Below are 17,623 nucleotides of genomic sequence, written 5' to 3' on the forward strand. Positions count from 1 at the left end.
CATTTTGATGTCGGGCAGTGCTCGCCATCCTCACGTACTGCGTGTACGCTCCGGTGGCTGTGCGCTGGTCGCCCCCAAACTGGCTGCGCCGATTGCGCCTTCGCCAGTGGGTTAATATATTTTTACTCCGTGGAGTGATTCCGTGGGGAAAGTTTAATCATCAGACTGTCTCTCTGATGCAGGAGAAAAAATGAAATTTGAACTGGATACCACAGACGGTCGCGCGCGCCGCGGCCGCCTGGTTTTTGATCGTGGCGTAGTAGAAACGCCTGCTTTTATGCCGGTCGGTACTTACGGCACAGTAAAAGGCATGACGCCGGAAGAAGTTGAAGCGACCGGCGCACAGATTATCCTCGGCAATACTTTCCACCTGTGGCTGCGCCCGGGTCAGGAAATCATGAAACTGCACGGCGATCTGCACGATTTCATGCAGTGGAAAGGGCCGATCCTCACCGACTCCGGCGGCTTCCAGGTGTTCAGCCTGGGCGATATCCGTAAGATAACCGAGCAGGGCGTGCATTTCCGTAACCCGATCAACGGCGATCCGATTTTCCTCGATCCCGAGAAGTCGATGGAGATTCAATACGATCTCGGTTCCGATATCGTGATGATCTTCGACGAATGTACACCGTATCCGGCCGACTGGGACTATGCTAAACGCTCAATGGAGATGTCTTTGCGTTGGGCGAAGCGCAGCCGTGACCGTTTTGATAGCCTCGGCAACAAAAATGCGCTTTTTGGCATCATTCAGGGCAGTGTTTACGAAGATTTACGTGATATCTCCGTCAAAGGTCTGGTAGATATCGGCTTTGATGGCTACGCTGTCGGCGGTTTGGCTGTCGGTGAGCCGAAGGAAGATATGCACCGCATTCTGGAACATGTTTGCCCGCAGATTCCGGCAGATAAACCGCGTTACCTGATGGGCGTCGGCAAACCAGAAGATCTGGTTGAAGGCGTGCGTCGCGGTATCGATATGTTTGACTGCGTGATGCCAACGCGAAATGCCCGTAATGGTCATTTGTTTGTGACTGACGGCGTGGTAAAAATTCGTAACGCGAAACATAAAAGCGACACCAGTCCGCTCGATGCTGAGTGTGATTGTTACACCTGTCGCAATTATTCGCGCGCTTACTTGCATCATCTCGACCGTTGCAACGAAATATTGGGCGCGCGACTCAACACGATTCATAACCTTCGCTACTACCAGCGTTTGATGGCGGGTTTACGCAAGGCTATTGAAGAGGGTAAATTAGAGAGCTTCGTGACCGATTTTTACCAACGTCAGGGTAGACCAGTTCCACCTGTGAACGTTGATTAATTTTAATAATGAGGGAATTTGAATGAGCTTTTTTATTTCTGATGCGGTAGCGGCAACAGGTGCTCCGGCGCAGGGCAGCCCGATGTCTCTGATTCTGATGCTGGTGGTGTTTGGTCTGATTTTCTATTTCATGATCCTGCGCCCACAGCAAAAGCGTACCAAAGAACACAAGAACCTGATGAACTCCATTGCGAAAGGCGATGAAGTACTGACTAACGGTGGTCTGGTGGGTCGCGTGACTAAAGTAGCAGAATCTGGCTACATCGCTATCGCGCTGAACGACACCACTGAAGTGGTTATCAAACGTGATTTCGTAGCTGCCGTTCTGCCGAAAGGCACCATGAAGGCGCTGTAATTTATTGTTTTCCCAAAGGGAACTGCCGTGTTAAACCGTTATCCTTTGTGGAAGTATGTCATGCTGATCGTCGTTATTGTCGTCGGTCTGCTCTATGCGCTTCCCAACCTGTATGGTGAGGATCCGGCTGTTCAAATCACTGGCGTGCGCGGTGCCGCCGCCAGTGAGCAAACGCTGATCCAGGTCCAGAAAACGTTACAAGAAGATAAAATCACACCTAAGTCTGTGGCTCTGGAAGAGGGTGCTATTCTCGCGCGCTTCGACTCCACTGATACCCAACTGCGCGCACGTGAAGTATTAATGGGCGTACTGGGCGATCAGTACGTCGTGGCGCTTAACCTTGCTCCGGCAACCCCACGCTGGCTGGCTGCCATTCACGCAGAACCGATGAAACTCGGTCTTGACCTGCGTGGCGGCGTTCACTTCCTGATGGAAGTGGATATGGACACCGCGCTGAGTAAGTTGCAGGAACAAAATATCGATAGCCTGCGCAGCGATCTGCGTGAAAAAGGCATTCCTTATACTACCGTTCGCAAAGAAGATAACTACGGTCTGAGCATCACTTTCCGTGATAGCAGCGCCCGTGATGAAGCTATCTCTTACCTGAGCAAACGTCACCAGGATCTGGTTATTTCCAGCCAGGGCAGCAATGCTCTGCGTGCGGTAATGACCGATGCGCGCCTGAGCGAAGCCCGTGAATACGCAGTACAGCAGAACATCAACATTCTGCGTAATCGTGTTAACCAACTGGGTGTTGCTGAGCCCGTGGTACAACGTCAGGGTGCTGACCGCATTGTGGTCGAACTGCCGGGTATTCAGGATACCGCGCGTGCGAAAGAAATTCTGGGCGCAACCGCGACGCTGGAATTCCGTCTGGTAAATACCAACGTTGACCAGTCTGCTGCGGCATCCGGGCGTGTACCGGGTGACTCGGAAGTGAAACAATCTCGCGAAGGTCAGCCGGTTGTGCTGTACAAGCGCGTGATCCTGACCGGTGACCATATCACCGACTCCACTTCCAGCCAGGACGAATACAATCAGCCGCAGGTTAACATCTCGCTGGATAGCGCAGGTGGTAACATCATGTCCAACTTCACCAAGGACAACATCGGTAAGCCGATGGCGACCCTGTTCGTGGAGTACAAAGACAGCGGTAAGAAAGATGCCAACGGTCGTGCAGTACTGGTGAAACAGGAAGAGGTGATTAACATCGCCAATATCCAGTCTCGCCTGGGTAACAGCTTCCGTATCACCGGTATCAACAACCCGAACGAAGCACGCCAGCTTTCCCTGCTGTTACGTGCCGGTGCGTTGATTGCGCCGATTCAGATTGTTGAAGAACGTACCATCGGCCCAACCCTGGGTATGCAGAACATCAAACAGGGTCTGGAAGCATGTCTGGCCGGTCTGGTGGTGTCTATCCTGTTCATGATCTTCTTCTATAAGAAGTTCGGTCTGATTGCGACCAGTGCACTGATTGCTAACCTGGTGCTGATTGTCGGTATTATGTCGTTGCTGCCGGGGGCTACGCTGAGTATGCCGGGGATTGCGGGGATCGTCTTGACCCTTGCCGTCGCGGTCGATGCGAACGTACTGATCAACGAACGTATCAAAGAAGAGTTGAGTAACGGGCGCTCGGTGCAGCAGGCCATCAATGAAGGTTATGCGGGCGCATTTAGCTCCATCTTTGATGCGAACATTACCACGCTGATCAAGGTCATCATCCTGTACGCAGTTGGCACCGGGGCAATTAAAGGGTTCGCGATTACTACCGGTATTGGTGTGGCGACGTCGATGTTTACCGCGATTGTCGGTACACGTGCCATCGTAAACCTGTTGTATGGCGGCAAGCGCGTCAAAAAGCTGTCAATCTGAGGAGTGCGAAGTGGCACAGGAATATACTGTTGAACAATTGAACCACGGCCGTAAAGTCTGGGACTTTATGCGCTGGGACTACTGGGCTTTCGGCATTTCAGGTTTCCTGCTGATTGCGGCCATCGTGGTGATGGGCGTACGCGGGTTTAACTGGGGTCTCGATTTCACCGGTGGTACGGTTATTGAAATCACGCTGGAAAAACCGGCCGATATGGACGTGATGCGCGATGCGCTGGAGAAAGCGGGCTTCGTTGATCCGCTTCTGCAGAACTTCGGCAGCAGCCACGACATTATGGTACGTATGCCGCCAACTGAAGGTGCAGACGGCGGTCAGGTGCTGGGTAGCAAAGTGTTGAGTGTGATTAACGAATCCACCAACCAAAACGCCGCGGTGAAGCGAATTGAATTCGTGGGTCCGAGCGTGGGTGCAGACCTGGCGCAAACCGGTGCGATGGCGCTGATGGCGGCGTTGATCTCCATCCTGGTGTACGTCGGTTTCCGCTTTGAATGGCGACTGGCGGCAGGGGTAGTTATCGCGCTGGCGCACGACGTGATTATCACACTTGGGATCCTGTCGTTGTTCCATATCGAGATTGACCTGACTATCGTCGCATCACTGATGTCGGTAATCGGTTACTCGCTGAACGACAGTATCGTCGTCTCTGACCGTATTCGTGAAAACTTCCGCAAAATTCGTCGCGGTACGCCTTACGAAATCTTTAACGTGTCATTGACTCAGACGCTGCACCGTACGTTGATTACCTCCGGTACGACGTTGATGGTTATTCTGATGCTGTTCCTGTTCGGTGGTCCGGTACTGGAAGGCTTCTCGCTGACCATGCTTATCGGTGTTTCCATCGGTACTGCTTCTTCTATCTACGTAGCATCGGCGCTGGCGCTGAAGCTGGGTATGAAGCGTGAGCACATGCTGCAGCAGAAGGTCGAGAAAGAAGGGGCGGATCAGCCGTCAATTCTGCCTTAACCCATTAAGAGTGAAGATAGTGGAATCCCGATCGCAAGGTCGGGATTTTTTTTGCCTGTGAATTAGCGACAGGTAATTATCTTTTCCTGTCGCCACACTACTGACAGTATGCTGTCAGTAGCCCTGTCATATAGTCCTCCTGAGATTACCCACACAGGCAGGAGGAAGTATGAGCAATGTAATTAATTGGTTTGAAATCCCCGTGGTACAAATGGATCGCGCCATCGCTTTTTATGAGCCAGTAATGCAGGTTTCTTTGCGCCGGGAGAACATGGACTGCGCTGAGCTCGCCGTATTTCCGCATCAGGATCCCGCTCCCGGCGGGGCGCTGGCTAAATTTGACGGTATTACGCCTTCAGCGCAGGGCGCTATTATTTATCTGCATACGGACGATTTGGCTGCAACGCTTGAACGCGTCGCCACTGCTGGCGGTCAGTGTGTGTTTGGCCCACTCGAACTGGGGCAGGACATTGGTACGATTGCGCTATTTACTGACAGCGAAGGCAATCGTGTTGGTTTACATCAACCCGCGTAATATTTTCAGCACTGAGGATTAAAATGAGCAGACGCGCCGACCGCTTGTTTCAGATTGTGCAAATCCTGCGTGGCAGGCGAGTGACAACGGCGGCGCTGCTGGCAGAGCGTCTTGAGGTTTCTGAACGGACGATTTATCGCGATATCCGCGATCTCTCTTTATCCGGTGTGCCTATTGAAGGCGAAGTGGGCAGCGGATACCGCTTAATGGCCGGGTTTGATCTACCGCCGTTGATGTTAACGCATCACGAATCAGAAGCATTGATGGTAGCGATTCGATTGCTGAAAACATGGGGTGGGGATTCACTCTCACAGGCGTTGGAATCCGCGCAGGAAAAAGTGTTGGCGATATTGCCGCCAGAGAGTCGGCGCAGAGCCGAGCAAACGCGGATTTTCGCGCCAGATTTTGGTAATCAGCCGCATTCACGTAGTGCCTTCGATCTCATACATCGCGCGGTTTCAGCACAGCAGGTGCTGGCGCTGCATTATCGTGATGAGCCCGGGAATCTCTCCTGGCGCGACGTTCAGCCGCTGGGATTATTTTTCTGGGGCGAGCACTGGCTGCTGGTTGGCTGGTGCGAGAAGCGTGACGATTATCGTTGCTTTCGCGTTGATCGATGTCTGAAGATTACGCCACTCGACAGGCATTTTCGCGAATCGGCAGATCGCTCGCTAAGTGACTTTTTGCGTAAAGTACGCTGTGAAGACCAGCCATAAAAAAGCCAGCGGTTAAGCTGGCTTGTCTGCGAAACATTGTCTGGATTAGAAGTTGTAACCTACGACCAGGTAACCACCCCAACCGGTAGATTTCGCGCTGAAGTCGCCTTCGCCCCAGTTCAGGGTATCTCCACCTTTCCACTGGCCGCCGTTATGGAAGTAACGCGCTACGACGGAGTAGTGCCAGTGATCGTAGTTCAGCGCCAGGACGTGGCTGGATGCGATAGAGTTGCTGGTGCGGTTCGGATCATCACCCAAATCTGAGCCCCAGTCGAAGTTGGTGAAGCCGATGTAGGTCAACTGGCCGCCCCAAACCTGGGTGATCGGCACAAAGTATTTCACTTTGAAACGGTAGCCATCCCACTCGTTTTCGTTGGATGCGCCATAGTTCTGCCACTGGTATTTAGCATACACGTTCAGGGACAGACCCATCGGCAGACCGGTATCGATATCGGTACCCAGACCCATATACCAGGTGCTCTGGCGGCTGGCTTTGTTATCACCCATATCGTAGATGTAGTTGTTGGCGAAATACCATTCTTTGAACGGACCAAAGCTCAGGTCAGCACCGGTCAGTTTGTCGATGGAGAAACGCGGTTCGATTTCCATAAACAGCGGGGAACCGTCAGACCAAATACCTTTATCGTTGCCGTTACCCCAGTCGAAGGTTTTCGGAATATCGATGTAGCCATAGAAGTCAAACCAGTCTTTTTTGGCAAACGCTTCGTATTCCAGATACACGTCGTTGTTCAGTTTCGGGGAGAAACGGGTGTGATAGCTACCCACCACGTTGACACTCTGGTGCCACCAGTCGGACAGATATTGCGGTTTGTCATTTTCTGCTGCGTTGGCAGTAAAAGACGAGGAGAGCGCCAGCACTGCACCGGCTGCAAGTAATGTTTTTTTCATATGTATGCCACTGTTTGAAATCCCTTTCGGGAGTGAAAAATGCGCAATTTGCGTTTCTAAATATTTCGTAATTCTTCGGAGCCTATTATAAAAATCATTGTTCACAAAAATATGTCTTGTTTCACAGTTCTATCATTTACGTAATCGATTGCGTTCACGTTTGCGTACTTTAGGCGGCGAATTGTACTGGCTCCCATGAATGTTGCCAAGTTTTACCAGAAATATCGGTTATGTCAGGGGAGTAACAAAAAGAAGCAGAGTGATGTTGCGGAACGCACAAAACGTTCCGCAAAAAAGTTTATTGGCTAACAGGCTGGACATCGTGGATGCGCACAAATCCTAACTGATCTGGAGTGAGGCCATTTATCTGTAACGGAATGTCTACGTCGCTGGGAGCAAGAATACTCGCCGGAGCGTTGACCAATTGGTTATGAACGTTCACTTCCTGATAGTTGTCCGTGGTGCCCTGAATTTTCCCGTACTCGACGGTGGCGCTAAAGGCGGGTAAAGGCGTGTTGGATTCACCCTGAATTCGTAGCGTCAGGCGCGTACCATCGGCGTTCGGCGCAATGTTCACCAGAGACATGCGTAAGGTGCCAATCTGGCTGTCCAGTCGTGCCGGGGTTTTGGAGCCCGGCAGCAGATAGGCGCCGCTGGTTGATTTTGCATTCAACATATTTTGTTGCGTAATTTTTACCGTTTCCTGATTAAGCTGCGTCATCTCTTTATTCAACGTGCTAACGCTTTGATGCATCTGGCGTACTTCGCTTTGCTGTGCGCAGGCACTAAGACTAAAGAGACTTCCCACCAGGAGAATTCTTAGGTAACGTCTTGTCATTGTGATTACTTCCTTCATTGTCGCGATAGCATAATGGTAGTGTGCACTGAGCACGAAGGCATCGATCCTTTGTCTCAAAAGCGCAGCGCCTTTGTTGTCACGGCAGTTCAGGGTAAAATAGATTCTGTTAACCACTGAGGTACAGGACGCCGTATGCATTGCCCATTCTGTTTCGCCGTAGACACTAAGGTAATTGACTCTCGTCTTGTAGGCGAGGGCTCCTCGGTACGCCGCCGTCGGCAGTGTCTGGTCTGTAACGAACGTTTCACCACTTTTGAAGTGGCTGAACTTGTCATGCCGCGCGTTGTGAAAAGCAACGATGTGCGTGAACCCTTTAATGAAGAAAAGCTGCGCAGCGGCATGCTCAGAGCGCTTGAGAAACGGCCTGTCAGCGCAGATGACGTCGAAATGGCGTTAAACCATATCAAATCACAGCTGCGTGCGACGGGTGAGCGTGAGGTGCCGAGCAAGATGATTGGCAACCTGGTGATGGAGCAGTTGAAAAAGCTCGATAAAGTCGCCTACATCCGCTTTGCCTCTGTCTACCGGAGTTTCGAAGATATCAAAGAATTTGGCGAAGAGATTGCTCGCCTACAGGACTAAGCCATGCAGGATGAATTGTACATGGCGCGCGCGCTAAAGCTTGCTGCGCGCGGACGTTTTACCACTCACCCCAACCCCAACGTGGGCTGCGTGATTGTGAAAGATGGGGAGATCGTCGGTGAAGGATATCATCACCGCGCGGGCGAACCGCATGCCGAAGTTCATGCTCTGCGGATGGCTGGAGAAAAAGCGCAGGGGGCAACTGCCTACGTGACGCTTGAACCCTGTAGTCATCATGGTCGTACGCCGCCGTGTTGCGATGCGCTGATTGCGGCGGGGGTGTCGCGTGTGGTTGCGGCGATGCAGGATCCCAATCCGCAGGTCGCAGGACGTGGGCTCTACCGTTTGCAGCAGGCGGGTATCGACGTCAGCCACGGGCTGATGATGAGCGAAGTTGAGCAATTGAATAAAGGCTTCCTCAAGCGCATGCGTACGGGATTCCCATATCTTCAGCTTAAGCTTGGCGCGTCGCTTGATGGCCGTACAGCGATGGCCAGCGGTGAAAGCCAGTGGATTACCTCGCCACAGGCGCGCCGCGATGTGCAACGCTTGCGCGCGCAAAGTCATGCCATTTTAACCAGCAGTGCGACGGTGCTGGCAGACGACCCTCAGCTTACCGTGCGTTGGTCGGAGCTTGGGGAGTCAACTCAGGCGAGTTACCCGCAGGAAGAGCTGCGTCAGCCAATCCGCATTGTTCTTGATAGCCAGAATCAGGTCACACCGGCGCACCGAATTGTGCAACAGCCTGGAGAAACCTGGATTGTCCGGACTGAAGACGACCCTCGTAGCTGGCCGGAGACGGTGCGCAGCCTGAAGGTGCCGGAACATAACGGACATCTGGATCTGGTGGTGCTAATGATGCAACTGGGCAAACAGCAAATTAACAGCATTTGGGTTGAAGCTGGCCCAACGCTCGCCGGGGCATTATTACAGGCCGGTTTGGTCGATGAGCTAATCGTGTATGTTGCGCCTAAACTGTTAGGCAGCGATGCGAGAGGATTATGTGTGCTTCCAGGCCTTGAGAAACTGGCTGACGCACCCCATTTCAAATTCAATGAGATACGCCAGGTGGGCCCGGACGTTTGCCTGCATTTAACGACTGCGTGAGGCTTTCTGATTTAGAGGAAGCAGCGCACAGAATATTATGATAAAATCCGCCCCCCTTACGGGGCCATAAATCGAACCCGAAGGAAGAATATGAACATTATTGAAGCTAACGTTGCTACCCCGGACGCTCGCGTCGCCATCACCATTGCGCGTTTCAACAACTTTATCAATGACAGCCTGCTGGAAGGTGCTATCGACGCCCTGAAACGTATTGGCCAGGTTAAAGATGAAAACATTACCGTTGTTTGGGTTCCAGGTGCATATGAGCTGCCACTGGCCGCTGACGCACTGGCAAAAACCGGTAAATACGACGCGGTGATTGCGCTCGGTACGGTGATCCGTGGCGGTACCGCGCACTTCGAATATGTGGCTGGCGGTGCAAGCAATGGCCTGGCGCATGTCGCTCAGGACAGTGGCATTCCGGTAGCCTTCGGTGTTCTGACCACCGAAAGTATTGAACAAGCCATCGAACGTGCTGGCACTAAAGCCGGTAACAAAGGCGCAGAAGCTGCACTGACTGCGCTTGAAATGATTAATGTATTGAAAGCCATCAAGGCCTGATTTTTGTAAGGGGAAATCCGTGAAACCTGCTGCTCGTCGCCGCGCCCGTGAGTGTGCCGTCCAGGCGCTCTACTCCTGGCAGTTGTCCCAGAACGACATCGCTGATGTTGAATACCAGTTCCTGGCGGAACAGGACGTTAAAGATGTCGACGTTCTGTATTTCCGTGAACTGCTGTCCGGGGTGGCGACTAACAGCGCGTACCTGGATGGATTAATGAAGCCTTACCTGTCTCGTCTGTTGGAAGAGCTGGGTCAGGTAGAAAAAGCCGTACTGCGTATTGCGCTGTTTGAATTGTCTAAACGTAGTGATGTGCCGTACAAAGTGGCCATCAACGAAGCGATTGAACTGGCAAAAACCTTCGGCGCTGAAGATAGCCACAAATTCGTGAACGGCGTACTGGATAAAGCAGCACCTGTGATTCGCCCCAACAAAAAGTAATCCCGAGGCCGGCTGGATGGTGGAACCTGTTTCCGCTGTCCCCGGCTTTTTCTTTTTTTTCTGCTGAGGCATAACGTATGGCATGTGGCGAGTTTTCCCTGATTGCCCGTTATTTTGACCGCGTAAGAACTTCTCGTCTTGATGTCGAAACCGGTATTGGTGACGACTGCGCACTTCTGAACATCCCTGAAAAACAAACGCTGGCGATCAGTACCGATACGCTGGTGGCAGGCAACCACTTCCTCCCCGACATTGATCCGACCGATCTCGCCTGGAAAGCGCTGGCGGTGAATTTGAGCGATCTGGCGGCGATGGGGGCGGATCCTGCGTGGCTGACGCTGGCGCTCACGTTACCTGACGTCGATGAAGCTTGGCTGGAAGCCTTCAGCGATGGCCTGTTTGAACTCCTCAATTACTATGATATGCAGCTGATTGGTGGTGACACCACGCGTGGGCCGCTGTCGATGACGCTGGGTATCCATGGCTACGTCCCCGTTGGGCGGGCCTTAAAACGTTCCGGCGCGAAACCGGGTGACTGGATTTATGTTACCGGCACGCCGGGCGACAGTGCGGCCGGGCTGGCGATTTTGCAGAACCGATTGCAGGTTGCAGATGCAACAGACGCGGACTATCTGCTGCAACGCCATCTGCGTCCCACGCCGCGTATTTTGCAGGGACAAGCCCTGCGCGATCTGGCCAGTGCGGCTATCGATCTCTCCGATGGCCTGATTTCCGATTTGGGACACATCGTTAATGCTAGCGGCTGTGGCGCACGGGTTAACGTTGATGTGCTGCCATACTCCACGGCATTGTCACAGCACGTTGAGCCGGAACAGGCCCTGCGCTGGGCGCTCTCGGGAGGTGAAGATTATGAGTTATGCTTTACCGTACCGGAAATTAATCGTGGTGCGCTGGAAGTGGCGCTGGGAAATCTCGGCGCAGCGTTTACCTGCATTGGGCAGATGAGCGCGGACGTGGAAGGCATTCACTTTACGCGCGATGGAAAACCCGTCACGTTTGACTGGAAAGGATATGACCATTTTGCCGCGCCTTAAAAAAGATGTCGCCAAAAGCCGCCTGAGTATGCGCAATCCGTGGCACCTGTTAGCCACCGGTTTTGGCAGCGGGCTGAGCCCAATTGTTCCAGGCACGATGGGATCGCTGGCGGCGATCCCTTTTTGGTATTTAATGACTTTTCTGCCGTGGCAGCTGTATTCGCTGGTGGTGATGTTATCTATCTGTATCGGCGTTTATCTGTGCCATCAAACGGCGAAAGATATGGGCGTGCACGATCACGGTAGTATTGTCTGGGACGAGTTTGTCGGGATGTGGATTACCCTGATGGCGCTGCCGACCAACGACTGGCAGTGGGTTGCCGCCGGATTTGTGATTTTCCGTATTCTGGATATGTGGAAGCCGTGGCCGATTCGTTGGTTTGATCGCAACGTGCATGGCGGGACGGGGATCATGATCGACGATATTGTGGCCGGGATACTCTCTGCCGGAATTTTGTATTTTATCGGTCATCACTGGCCGGTAGGTATCATTTAACCCTTTTCAGCGGCTATTGTAGGCCCGATAAGCGCCGCGACATCGGGCGATCAGTGCCGGATGCGCTATGCTTATCCGGCCTACAATCTACAACCTCGCTTATTTAAATCCCACCACCGGATGCTGTTTGTACGGCGTTTCCAGCTCGGCAATCTGCTCCGGCTTCAATGTTAAATCTACCGCGTTAAGCAACTCATCCAGCTGTTCCTCACGTGAAGAGCCAATAATTGGCGCTGCCACGCCGGGTTTGCTCAGCAGCCAGGCCAGCGCAACCTGTGCCCGCGTTACACCCAACTCCTCACTGACACCGGTCAGTCGTGCGGCGATTTGCGCGTCGTTTTCATCGCTCTCGTTGTACAAATTTTTACCGACTTCATCGGAAACCAGACGTGCGGTCGTTTCTCCCCAGGGACGCGTCAGGCGACCGCGCGCCAGCGGGCTCCATGGGATAACGGCCACGCCTTCCTGATAGCAAAGCGGCAGCATTTCGCGTTCTTCTTCGCGGTAGATTAGGTTGTAGTGATCCTGCATGCTGACGAACTGCGCCCAGCCGTGTTGCTTCTGTAAGGCCAGAGCCTGGGCAAACTGCGAAGCGTGCATGGATGAGGCGCCAATATAGCGAGCTTTACCGGCTTTCACGACGTCGTTTAGAGCCTCCAGCGTTTCTTCGATTGGCGTGTTGTAATCCCAGCGGTGAATTTGCAGGATGTCCACATAGTCCATACCCAGGCGTCTGAGGCTGTCGTCGATTGAGCGCAGGATTTGTGCGCGGGATAAACCTTCCGCTAAATCATCCACCTGGTGAAAAACCTTGGTAGCGACCACGACATCTTCGCGGCGGGCGAAATCACGCAGTGCGCGACCGACAATCTCTTCGCTGCTGCCAGCGGAGTAGCTGTTGGCGGTATCGAAAAAGTTAATGCCACCCTCAAGGGCGTGTTTGATTATCGGGCGGCTGCTTTCTTCAGGTAGCGTCCAGGCGTGATTGCCGCGATTGGGTTCGCCAAATGTCATGCAACCCAGGCAAAGGCGGGAGACCCGTAGGTCGGTTTTTCCTAAGATGTTGTATTTCATCAATCCACTCCTGCTTAGCTCGTGATGAATTAAGCATAGCAGGAGCGGGGAGGGGATTATGCCAGCCAGGCCTTGATTTTGGTCTCAATTCCGGCGGCATTCAGACCCAGATCGGCACGAGCTTCATCCTGAGTTCCCTGCGGGATGAAGAAGTCTGGTAGGCCAATGTTCAGCACCGGGACGGGCTTACGATGGGCCATCAGCACTTCGTTTACGCCGCTGCCAGCACCACCCATAATGGCGTTCTCTTCAATGGTAACCAGCACCTCGTGTTGGGCAGCCATTTCAAGGATCAACGTCTCATCCAGTGGTTTTACAAAGCGCATATCGACCAGCGTGGCGTTCAGCGACTCTGCGACCTGAGCGGCTTCCGGCATCAGGGTGCCGAAGTTGAGAATCGCCACTTTTTCCCCGTGACGTTTCACGATGCCTTTACCAATTGGCAGTTGTTCCAGCGGGGTCAGCTCAACGCCTACCGCGTTACCGCGTGGGTAGCGCACGACCGTTGGACCATCGTTGTAGTGATAGCCGGTGAACAGCATCTGGCGGCATTCGTTTTCATCACTCGGGGTCATGATGACCATTTCCGGGATGCAGCGCAGGAAGGAGAGATCGAACGCCCCCTGATGGGTTTGTCCATCTGCGCCAACAATCCCTGCCCGGTCAACGGCGAACAGGACCGGCAGTTTCTGGATGGCTACATCGTGCAGCACCTGATCGTAGGCGCGTTGCAGGAAGGTCGAGTAAATGGCTACCACCGGCTTGTAGCCGCCAATCGCCAGACCGGCAGCAAATGTCACCGCGTGCTGCTCGGCAATCGCCACATCGAAATAGCGATCCGGGAACTTACGTGAAAACTCCACCATTCCGGAACCTTCGCGCATCGCCGGGGTGATTGCCATCAGCTTATTGTCTTTCGCTGCGGTCTCGCACAGCCAGTCACCGAAAATTTTTGAATAGCTCGGCAGGCCGCCACTGCTTTTCGGCAGGCATCCGCTGGACGGATCGAATTTGGGTACCGCGTGGAAGGTTATCGGATCTTTTTCCGCAGGCTCATAGCCACGACCCTTTTTGGTCATGATGTGCAGGAACTGCGGGCCTTTCAGATCGCGCATGTTTTTGAGCGTAGTAATAAGCCCCAGCACGTCGTGACCGTCCACCGGGCCGATATAGTTAAAGCCCAGTTCTTCAAACAGAGTCCCCGGCACAACCATACCTTTAATATGTTCTTCAGTACGTTTGAGCAGTTCTTTAATCGGCGGCACGCCGGAGAAGACTTTCTTCCCGCCTTCGCGCAGCGAGGAGTAGAGTTTGCCTGAGAGCAGCTGTGCCAGATGATTGTTCAGCGCGCCAACGTTCTCTGAAATCGACATTTCGTTGTCGTTGAGGATAACCAGCATGTCGGGCCTAATATCGCCCGCGTGGTTCATCGCTTCAAACGCCATCCCTGCGGTGATGGCACCATCACCAATCACACACACGGTACGGCGCTCTTTACCTTCTTTCTCGGCGGCAACGGCAATACCGATACCTGCGCTGATGGAGGTTGAAGAGTGCCCAACGCTCAGTACGTCATACTCGCTTTCACCGCGCCATGGGAACGGATGCAGGCCGCCTTTCTGACGAATGGTGCCGATTTTATCGCGGCGACCAGTCAGAATTTTGTGCGGATAAGCCTGATGTCCCACATCCCAGATTAACTGGTCAAACGGGGTGTTGTAGACATAGTGCAGCGCGACGGTGAGTTCCACCGTGCCCAGACCAGAGGCGAAGTGCCCGCTGGAACGGCTTACGCTGTCGAGCAAATAGCGGCGCAGTTCGTCGCAAAGCTTTGGCAGGCTCTCTTTTGGCAGCAGACGTAACTCCTGGGTGGAGTCGACCAGCGCCAGGGTCGGGTATTTGGCTATATCAAAACTCATCGCAAGCTCATGGGATATGTTGGTTTATTTATCACGCTGGATTATGTAGTCCGCTAGCGCTTCCAGTGCCGAGGTATCGAGTGACTGTGCGGCCAGCAGACTTAGCGACTGGCGGGCGTCCTCGATTAAATCCCGGGCTTTATTCTGGGCTTGCTCAAGACCCAGAAGTGCAGGATAGGTACTTTTGCCAAGTTGCTGGTCAGCACCCTGACGTTTACCCAATGTTGCAGTATCGCCTACCACATCCAGGATGTCATCCTGAACCTGGAAAGCCAGACCGATGCTTTCTGCGTATTTGTCGAGTATTGGCAGGCATTCTCGCCCTTTATCGCCAGCACTTAACGCCCCCAAACGCACGGCGGCGCGAATCAATGCTCCGGTTTTATGGCGGTGAATCCGCTCCAGCGCATCCAGCTCAACCTGATGACCTTCAGCTTCCAGATCCAGCGCCTGACCGCCGCACATACCGGCGATGCCGCTGGCCTGAGCCAGTTCAGAGATCATCGCGATGCGGTCACGGTCAGTGACTTCCGGCATTGGGGCGTCGCTGATAATGGAGAATGCCAGCGTTTGTAGCGCATCTCCGGCCAGGATCGCATTTGCCTCGCCAAATTTTACGTGGCAAGTCGGCAGACCGCGTCGCAGGTCATCGTCATCCATCGCGGGCAAATCATCGTGCATCAGCGAATAGGCATGAATGCATTCGACGGCGGCAGCGGGAGCATCAAGCGTACTCAGGCTGACCCCAAACATCTGACCGGTCGCATACACCAGGAACGGGCGCAGGCGTTTACCGCCTAATAATGCGCCATATTGCATGGTTTCTACCACGGGAGTGTTCTGAAAGGGCAGTGGCGCGATAAAACGGCTCAGTGCCTGGTTGGCCTGCTCAACGCAAGCCTGTAGCTGCTGCGTAAAATCCATTTACTCATTATCCGGTGTAAAAGGCGTAAGGGCGGCGTCTTCAGTATCTGACAGCAGGATTTGTACGCGCTGTTCAGCCTGTTGCAATTTGACCTGTCCCTGACGCGCCAACTGTACGCCACGTTCGAATTCGTTCAACGCTTCTTCTAACGGCAGGTCGCCGCCTTCCAGACGGGTAACAATTTGTTCCAGCTCGCTCAGCGCGGTTTCAAAACTGGCGGGCGCTTCATTTTTCTTCGGCATAATGAATGTCTGACTCTCTGTATTGGCAGCACAAGACTATGGTAACGGACTCGCACTGATAAGCAAATAACGCGCAATGTGCACAGTAGCCGCGTGATGGTGATATACTTGCGCGCCTGGATGCAGTCGCGGGTATGGGCTGCTGTATTTTTTTCCATTACAAGTCATTCAGACTTGCCTAAGAACCATTGCCGCCATGAAGTTTATCATTAAATTGTTCCCAGAAATCACCATCAAAAGCCAATCTGTGCGTTTGCGCTTTATAAAAATTCTGACAGGGAACATTCGTAACGTTTTAAAGCACTATGATGAAGACCTTGCTGTTGTTCGTCACTGGGATCACGTTGAGGTTCGCGCTAAAGATGAAAGCCAGCGCCTGGATATTCGCGACGCGCTGACCCGTATTCCGGGTATCCACCACATTCTCGAAGTAGAAGACGTGCCGTTTACCGATATGCACGATATTTTCGAGAAAGCACTGGTTCAGTATCGCGATCAACTGGAAGGTAAAACCTTCTGTGTTCGCGTGAAGCGTCGCGGGAAGCATGAGTTTAGCTCCATTGAGGTGGAACGTTATGTTGGCGGTGGACTGAACCAACATATTGAATCTGCACGCGTGAAGCTGACGAAGCCGGATGTGACCGTTAATCTTGAAATCGAAAACGACCGTCTGCTGCTGGTTAAAGGCCGCTATGAAGGTATTGGTGGTTTCCCGATTGGGACGCAGGAAGACGTACTGTCGCTGATTTCCGGCGGTTTCGACTCTGGTGTATCCAGCTATATGCTGATGCGTCGCGGCTGCCGTGTTCACTATTGCTTCTTTAACCTTGGCGGCGCAGCGCATGAAATCGGCGTTCGCCAGGTGGCGCATTACCTGTGGAATCGCTTCGGTAGTTCGCATCGCGTGCGTTTTGTTGCTATCAACTTTGAACCGGTGGTCGGTGAGATCCTGGAGAAAGTTGATGACGGCCAGATGGGCGTGGTTCTCAAACGTATGATGGTTCGCGCGGCGTCGAAAGTCGCTGAGCGCTACGGCGTACAGGCGCTGGTAACCGGTGAAGCACTGGGCCAGGTGTCCAGCCAGACGCTGACCAACCTGCGTCTGATCGATAACGTTTCTGACACCCTGATCCTGCGCCCGCTTATCTCCCATGATAAAGAGCACATCATCAATCTGGCGCGTGAAATTGGTACCGAGGACTTTGCCCGTACCATGCCGGAATACTGCGGTGTGATTTCAAAAAGCCCGACGGTGAAAGCGATCAAAGCGAAGATTGAGGCCGAAGAAGAAAACTTCGATTTCTCTATCCTCGATAAAGTGGTTGAAGAAGCGAACAATATCGATATTCGCGATATCGCCCAGCAGACGCAGCAGACCGTGGTAGAAGTGGAAACCGTGAGCGGTTTCGGCCCGAATGACGTAATCCTTGATATCCGTTCTGTGGATGAACAGGATGATAAACCGCTGAAGGTTGAAGGTGTGGACGTCGTTTCTCTGCCATTCTACAAGCTGAGCACTAAATTCGGCGATCTGGACCAGAGTAAAACCTGGCTGCTGTGGTGTGAACGCGGGGTGATGAGTCGCCTGCAGGCGCTTTATCTGCGCGAGCAGGGCTTTGAAAATGTGAAGGTGTATCGCCCGTAATTGAGTCTTGCCCCGGCTTTATGCGCCGG

At 53.2% G+C, this 17,623-nt stretch carries 19 protein-coding genes; 13 read left to right on the top strand and 6 right to left on the bottom strand.

Annotation, left to right across the window (positions count from 1 at the left end; all coding sequences use genetic code 11):
- The first annotated feature begins 190 nt into the window (after positions 1–190).
- The 6 genes from tgt (at position 191) to OGY33_RS02470 (ending at position 5,781) form a co-directional block, all read left to right on the top strand.
- Positions 191–1,318 (top strand): tRNA guanosine(34) transglycosylase Tgt, encoded by a 1,128-nt coding sequence (gene tgt / locus OGY33_RS02445; RefSeq protein ID WP_003021535.1) that lies wholly within the window; start codon positions 191–193, stop codon positions 1,316–1,318.
- A 22-nt stretch (positions 1,319–1,340) separates the two neighbouring features.
- Entirely contained in the window at positions 1,341–1,673 is a 333-nt protein-coding gene (yajC, locus tag OGY33_RS02450) for a preprotein translocase subunit YajC (protein ID WP_003021544.1), read from the top strand.
- 27 nt (positions 1,674–1,700) lie between these two features.
- Positions 1,701–3,548 carry a protein translocase subunit SecD gene (secD, locus tag OGY33_RS02455; RefSeq protein ID WP_003021547.1) on the top strand — a complete coding sequence of 616 codons (1,848 nt, stop codon included), beginning with the start codon at positions 1,701–1,703 and terminating at the stop codon, positions 3,546–3,548.
- Between the two features lie 10 nt (positions 3,549–3,558).
- Positions 3,559–4,530, top strand: a complete 972-nt coding sequence (gene secF / locus OGY33_RS02460) for a protein translocase subunit SecF (protein WP_003021550.1) — start codon at positions 3,559–3,561, stop codon at positions 4,528–4,530.
- Positions 4,531–4,699: 169 nt separating this feature from the next.
- Positions 4,700–5,065: a VOC family protein gene (locus OGY33_RS02465; protein WP_032942527.1), complete on the top strand. Its 366-nt coding sequence runs from the start codon at positions 4,700–4,702 to the stop codon at positions 5,063–5,065.
- Positions 5,066–5,088: 23 nt separating this feature from the next.
- Entirely contained in the window at positions 5,089–5,781 is a 693-nt protein-coding gene (locus OGY33_RS02470) for a helix-turn-helix transcriptional regulator (RefSeq protein ID WP_048214800.1), read from the top strand.
- 45 nt (positions 5,782–5,826) lie between these two features.
- On the opposite strand, the gene OGY33_RS02475 is transcribed toward OGY33_RS02470, so the two are convergent.
- Entirely contained in the window at positions 5,827–6,690 is an 864-nt protein-coding gene (locus OGY33_RS02475) for a nucleoside-specific channel-forming protein Tsx (RefSeq protein WP_003021561.1), read from the bottom strand.
- Between the two features lie 298 nt (positions 6,691–6,988).
- Positions 6,989–7,528, bottom strand: coding sequence for a SadB/YajI family lipoprotein (locus tag OGY33_RS02480; RefSeq protein WP_149607782.1), 540 nt, complete (start codon positions 7,526–7,528; stop codon positions 6,989–6,991).
- A gap of 153 nt (positions 7,529–7,681) precedes the next feature.
- Here OGY33_RS02480 and nrdR point away from each other — a divergent pair, with 153 nt between their 5' ends.
- From nrdR to pgpA, 6 genes are all read left to right on the top strand, one after another.
- A complete protein-coding gene (nrdR, locus tag OGY33_RS02485; RefSeq protein ID WP_003021571.1) occupies positions 7,682–8,131 on the top strand; it encodes a transcriptional regulator NrdR in 450 nt (149 codons plus the stop codon).
- Between the two features lie 3 nt (positions 8,132–8,134).
- Entirely contained in the window at positions 8,135–9,238 is a 1,104-nt protein-coding gene (gene ribD, locus OGY33_RS02490; RefSeq protein ID WP_008783929.1) for a bifunctional diaminohydroxyphosphoribosylaminopyrimidine deaminase/5-amino-6-(5-phosphoribosylamino)uracil reductase RibD, read from the top strand.
- A gap of 90 nt (positions 9,239–9,328) precedes the next feature.
- Positions 9,329–9,799, top strand: coding sequence for a 6,7-dimethyl-8-ribityllumazine synthase (gene ribH / locus OGY33_RS02495; protein ID WP_003021575.1), 471 nt, complete (start codon positions 9,329–9,331; stop codon positions 9,797–9,799).
- Positions 9,800–9,818: 19 nt separating this feature from the next.
- Positions 9,819–10,238, top strand: a complete 420-nt coding sequence (nusB, locus tag OGY33_RS02500) for a transcription antitermination factor NusB (protein WP_000801129.1) — start codon at positions 9,819–9,821, stop codon at positions 10,236–10,238.
- Between the two features lie 77 nt (positions 10,239–10,315).
- The gene (thiL, locus tag OGY33_RS02505) at positions 10,316–11,293 is read left to right on the top strand and encodes a thiamine-phosphate kinase (RefSeq protein WP_008783930.1); all 978 of its coding nucleotides are present in this window, start codon (positions 10,316–10,318) and stop codon (positions 11,291–11,293) included.
- Positions 11,271–11,789 carry a phosphatidylglycerophosphatase A gene (gene pgpA / locus OGY33_RS02510; RefSeq protein WP_003021578.1) on the top strand — a complete coding sequence of 173 codons (519 nt, stop codon included), beginning with the start codon at positions 11,271–11,273 and terminating at the stop codon, positions 11,787–11,789. The genes thiL and pgpA overlap by 23 nt, the downstream gene beginning before the upstream one ends.
- A gap of 99 nt (positions 11,790–11,888) precedes the next feature.
- Here pgpA and yajO read toward each other — a convergent pair whose 3' ends face one another.
- Genes yajO through xseB form a run of 4 tightly spaced genes read right to left on the bottom strand, consistent with a single transcriptional unit; the run spans position 11,889 to position 15,949 of the window.
- Positions 11,889–12,863, bottom strand: a complete 975-nt coding sequence (gene yajO / locus OGY33_RS02515) for a 1-deoxyxylulose-5-phosphate synthase YajO (protein ID WP_008783931.1) — start codon at positions 12,861–12,863, stop codon at positions 11,889–11,891.
- Positions 12,864–12,919: 56 nt separating this feature from the next.
- Positions 12,920–14,782 (bottom strand): 1-deoxy-D-xylulose-5-phosphate synthase, encoded by a 1,863-nt coding sequence (gene dxs, locus OGY33_RS02520; protein ID WP_003830996.1) that lies wholly within the window; start codon positions 14,780–14,782, stop codon positions 12,920–12,922.
- A 24-nt stretch (positions 14,783–14,806) separates the two neighbouring features.
- Positions 14,807–15,706 (bottom strand): (2E,6E)-farnesyl diphosphate synthase, encoded by a 900-nt coding sequence (ispA, locus tag OGY33_RS02525; protein WP_008783932.1) that lies wholly within the window; start codon positions 15,704–15,706, stop codon positions 14,807–14,809.
- Positions 15,707–15,949 (bottom strand): exodeoxyribonuclease VII small subunit, encoded by a 243-nt coding sequence (gene xseB, locus OGY33_RS02530; protein WP_003021586.1) that lies wholly within the window; start codon positions 15,947–15,949, stop codon positions 15,707–15,709.
- 196 nt (positions 15,950–16,145) lie between these two features.
- On the opposite strand from xseB, the gene thiI reads away from it, so the two are divergent.
- On the top strand, positions 16,146–17,594 hold the full coding sequence (gene thiI, locus OGY33_RS02535) for a tRNA uracil 4-sulfurtransferase ThiI (protein ID WP_008783933.1): 1,449 nt from the start codon (positions 16,146–16,148) through the stop codon (positions 17,592–17,594).
- The last annotated feature ends 29 nt before the right edge of the window (positions 17,595–17,623 follow it).

This window comes from Citrobacter sp. Cpo032 (genome assembly GCF_030332975.1).
Taxonomy (GTDB): Bacteria; Pseudomonadota; Gammaproteobacteria; order Enterobacterales; family Enterobacteriaceae; genus Citrobacter; species Citrobacter portucalensis.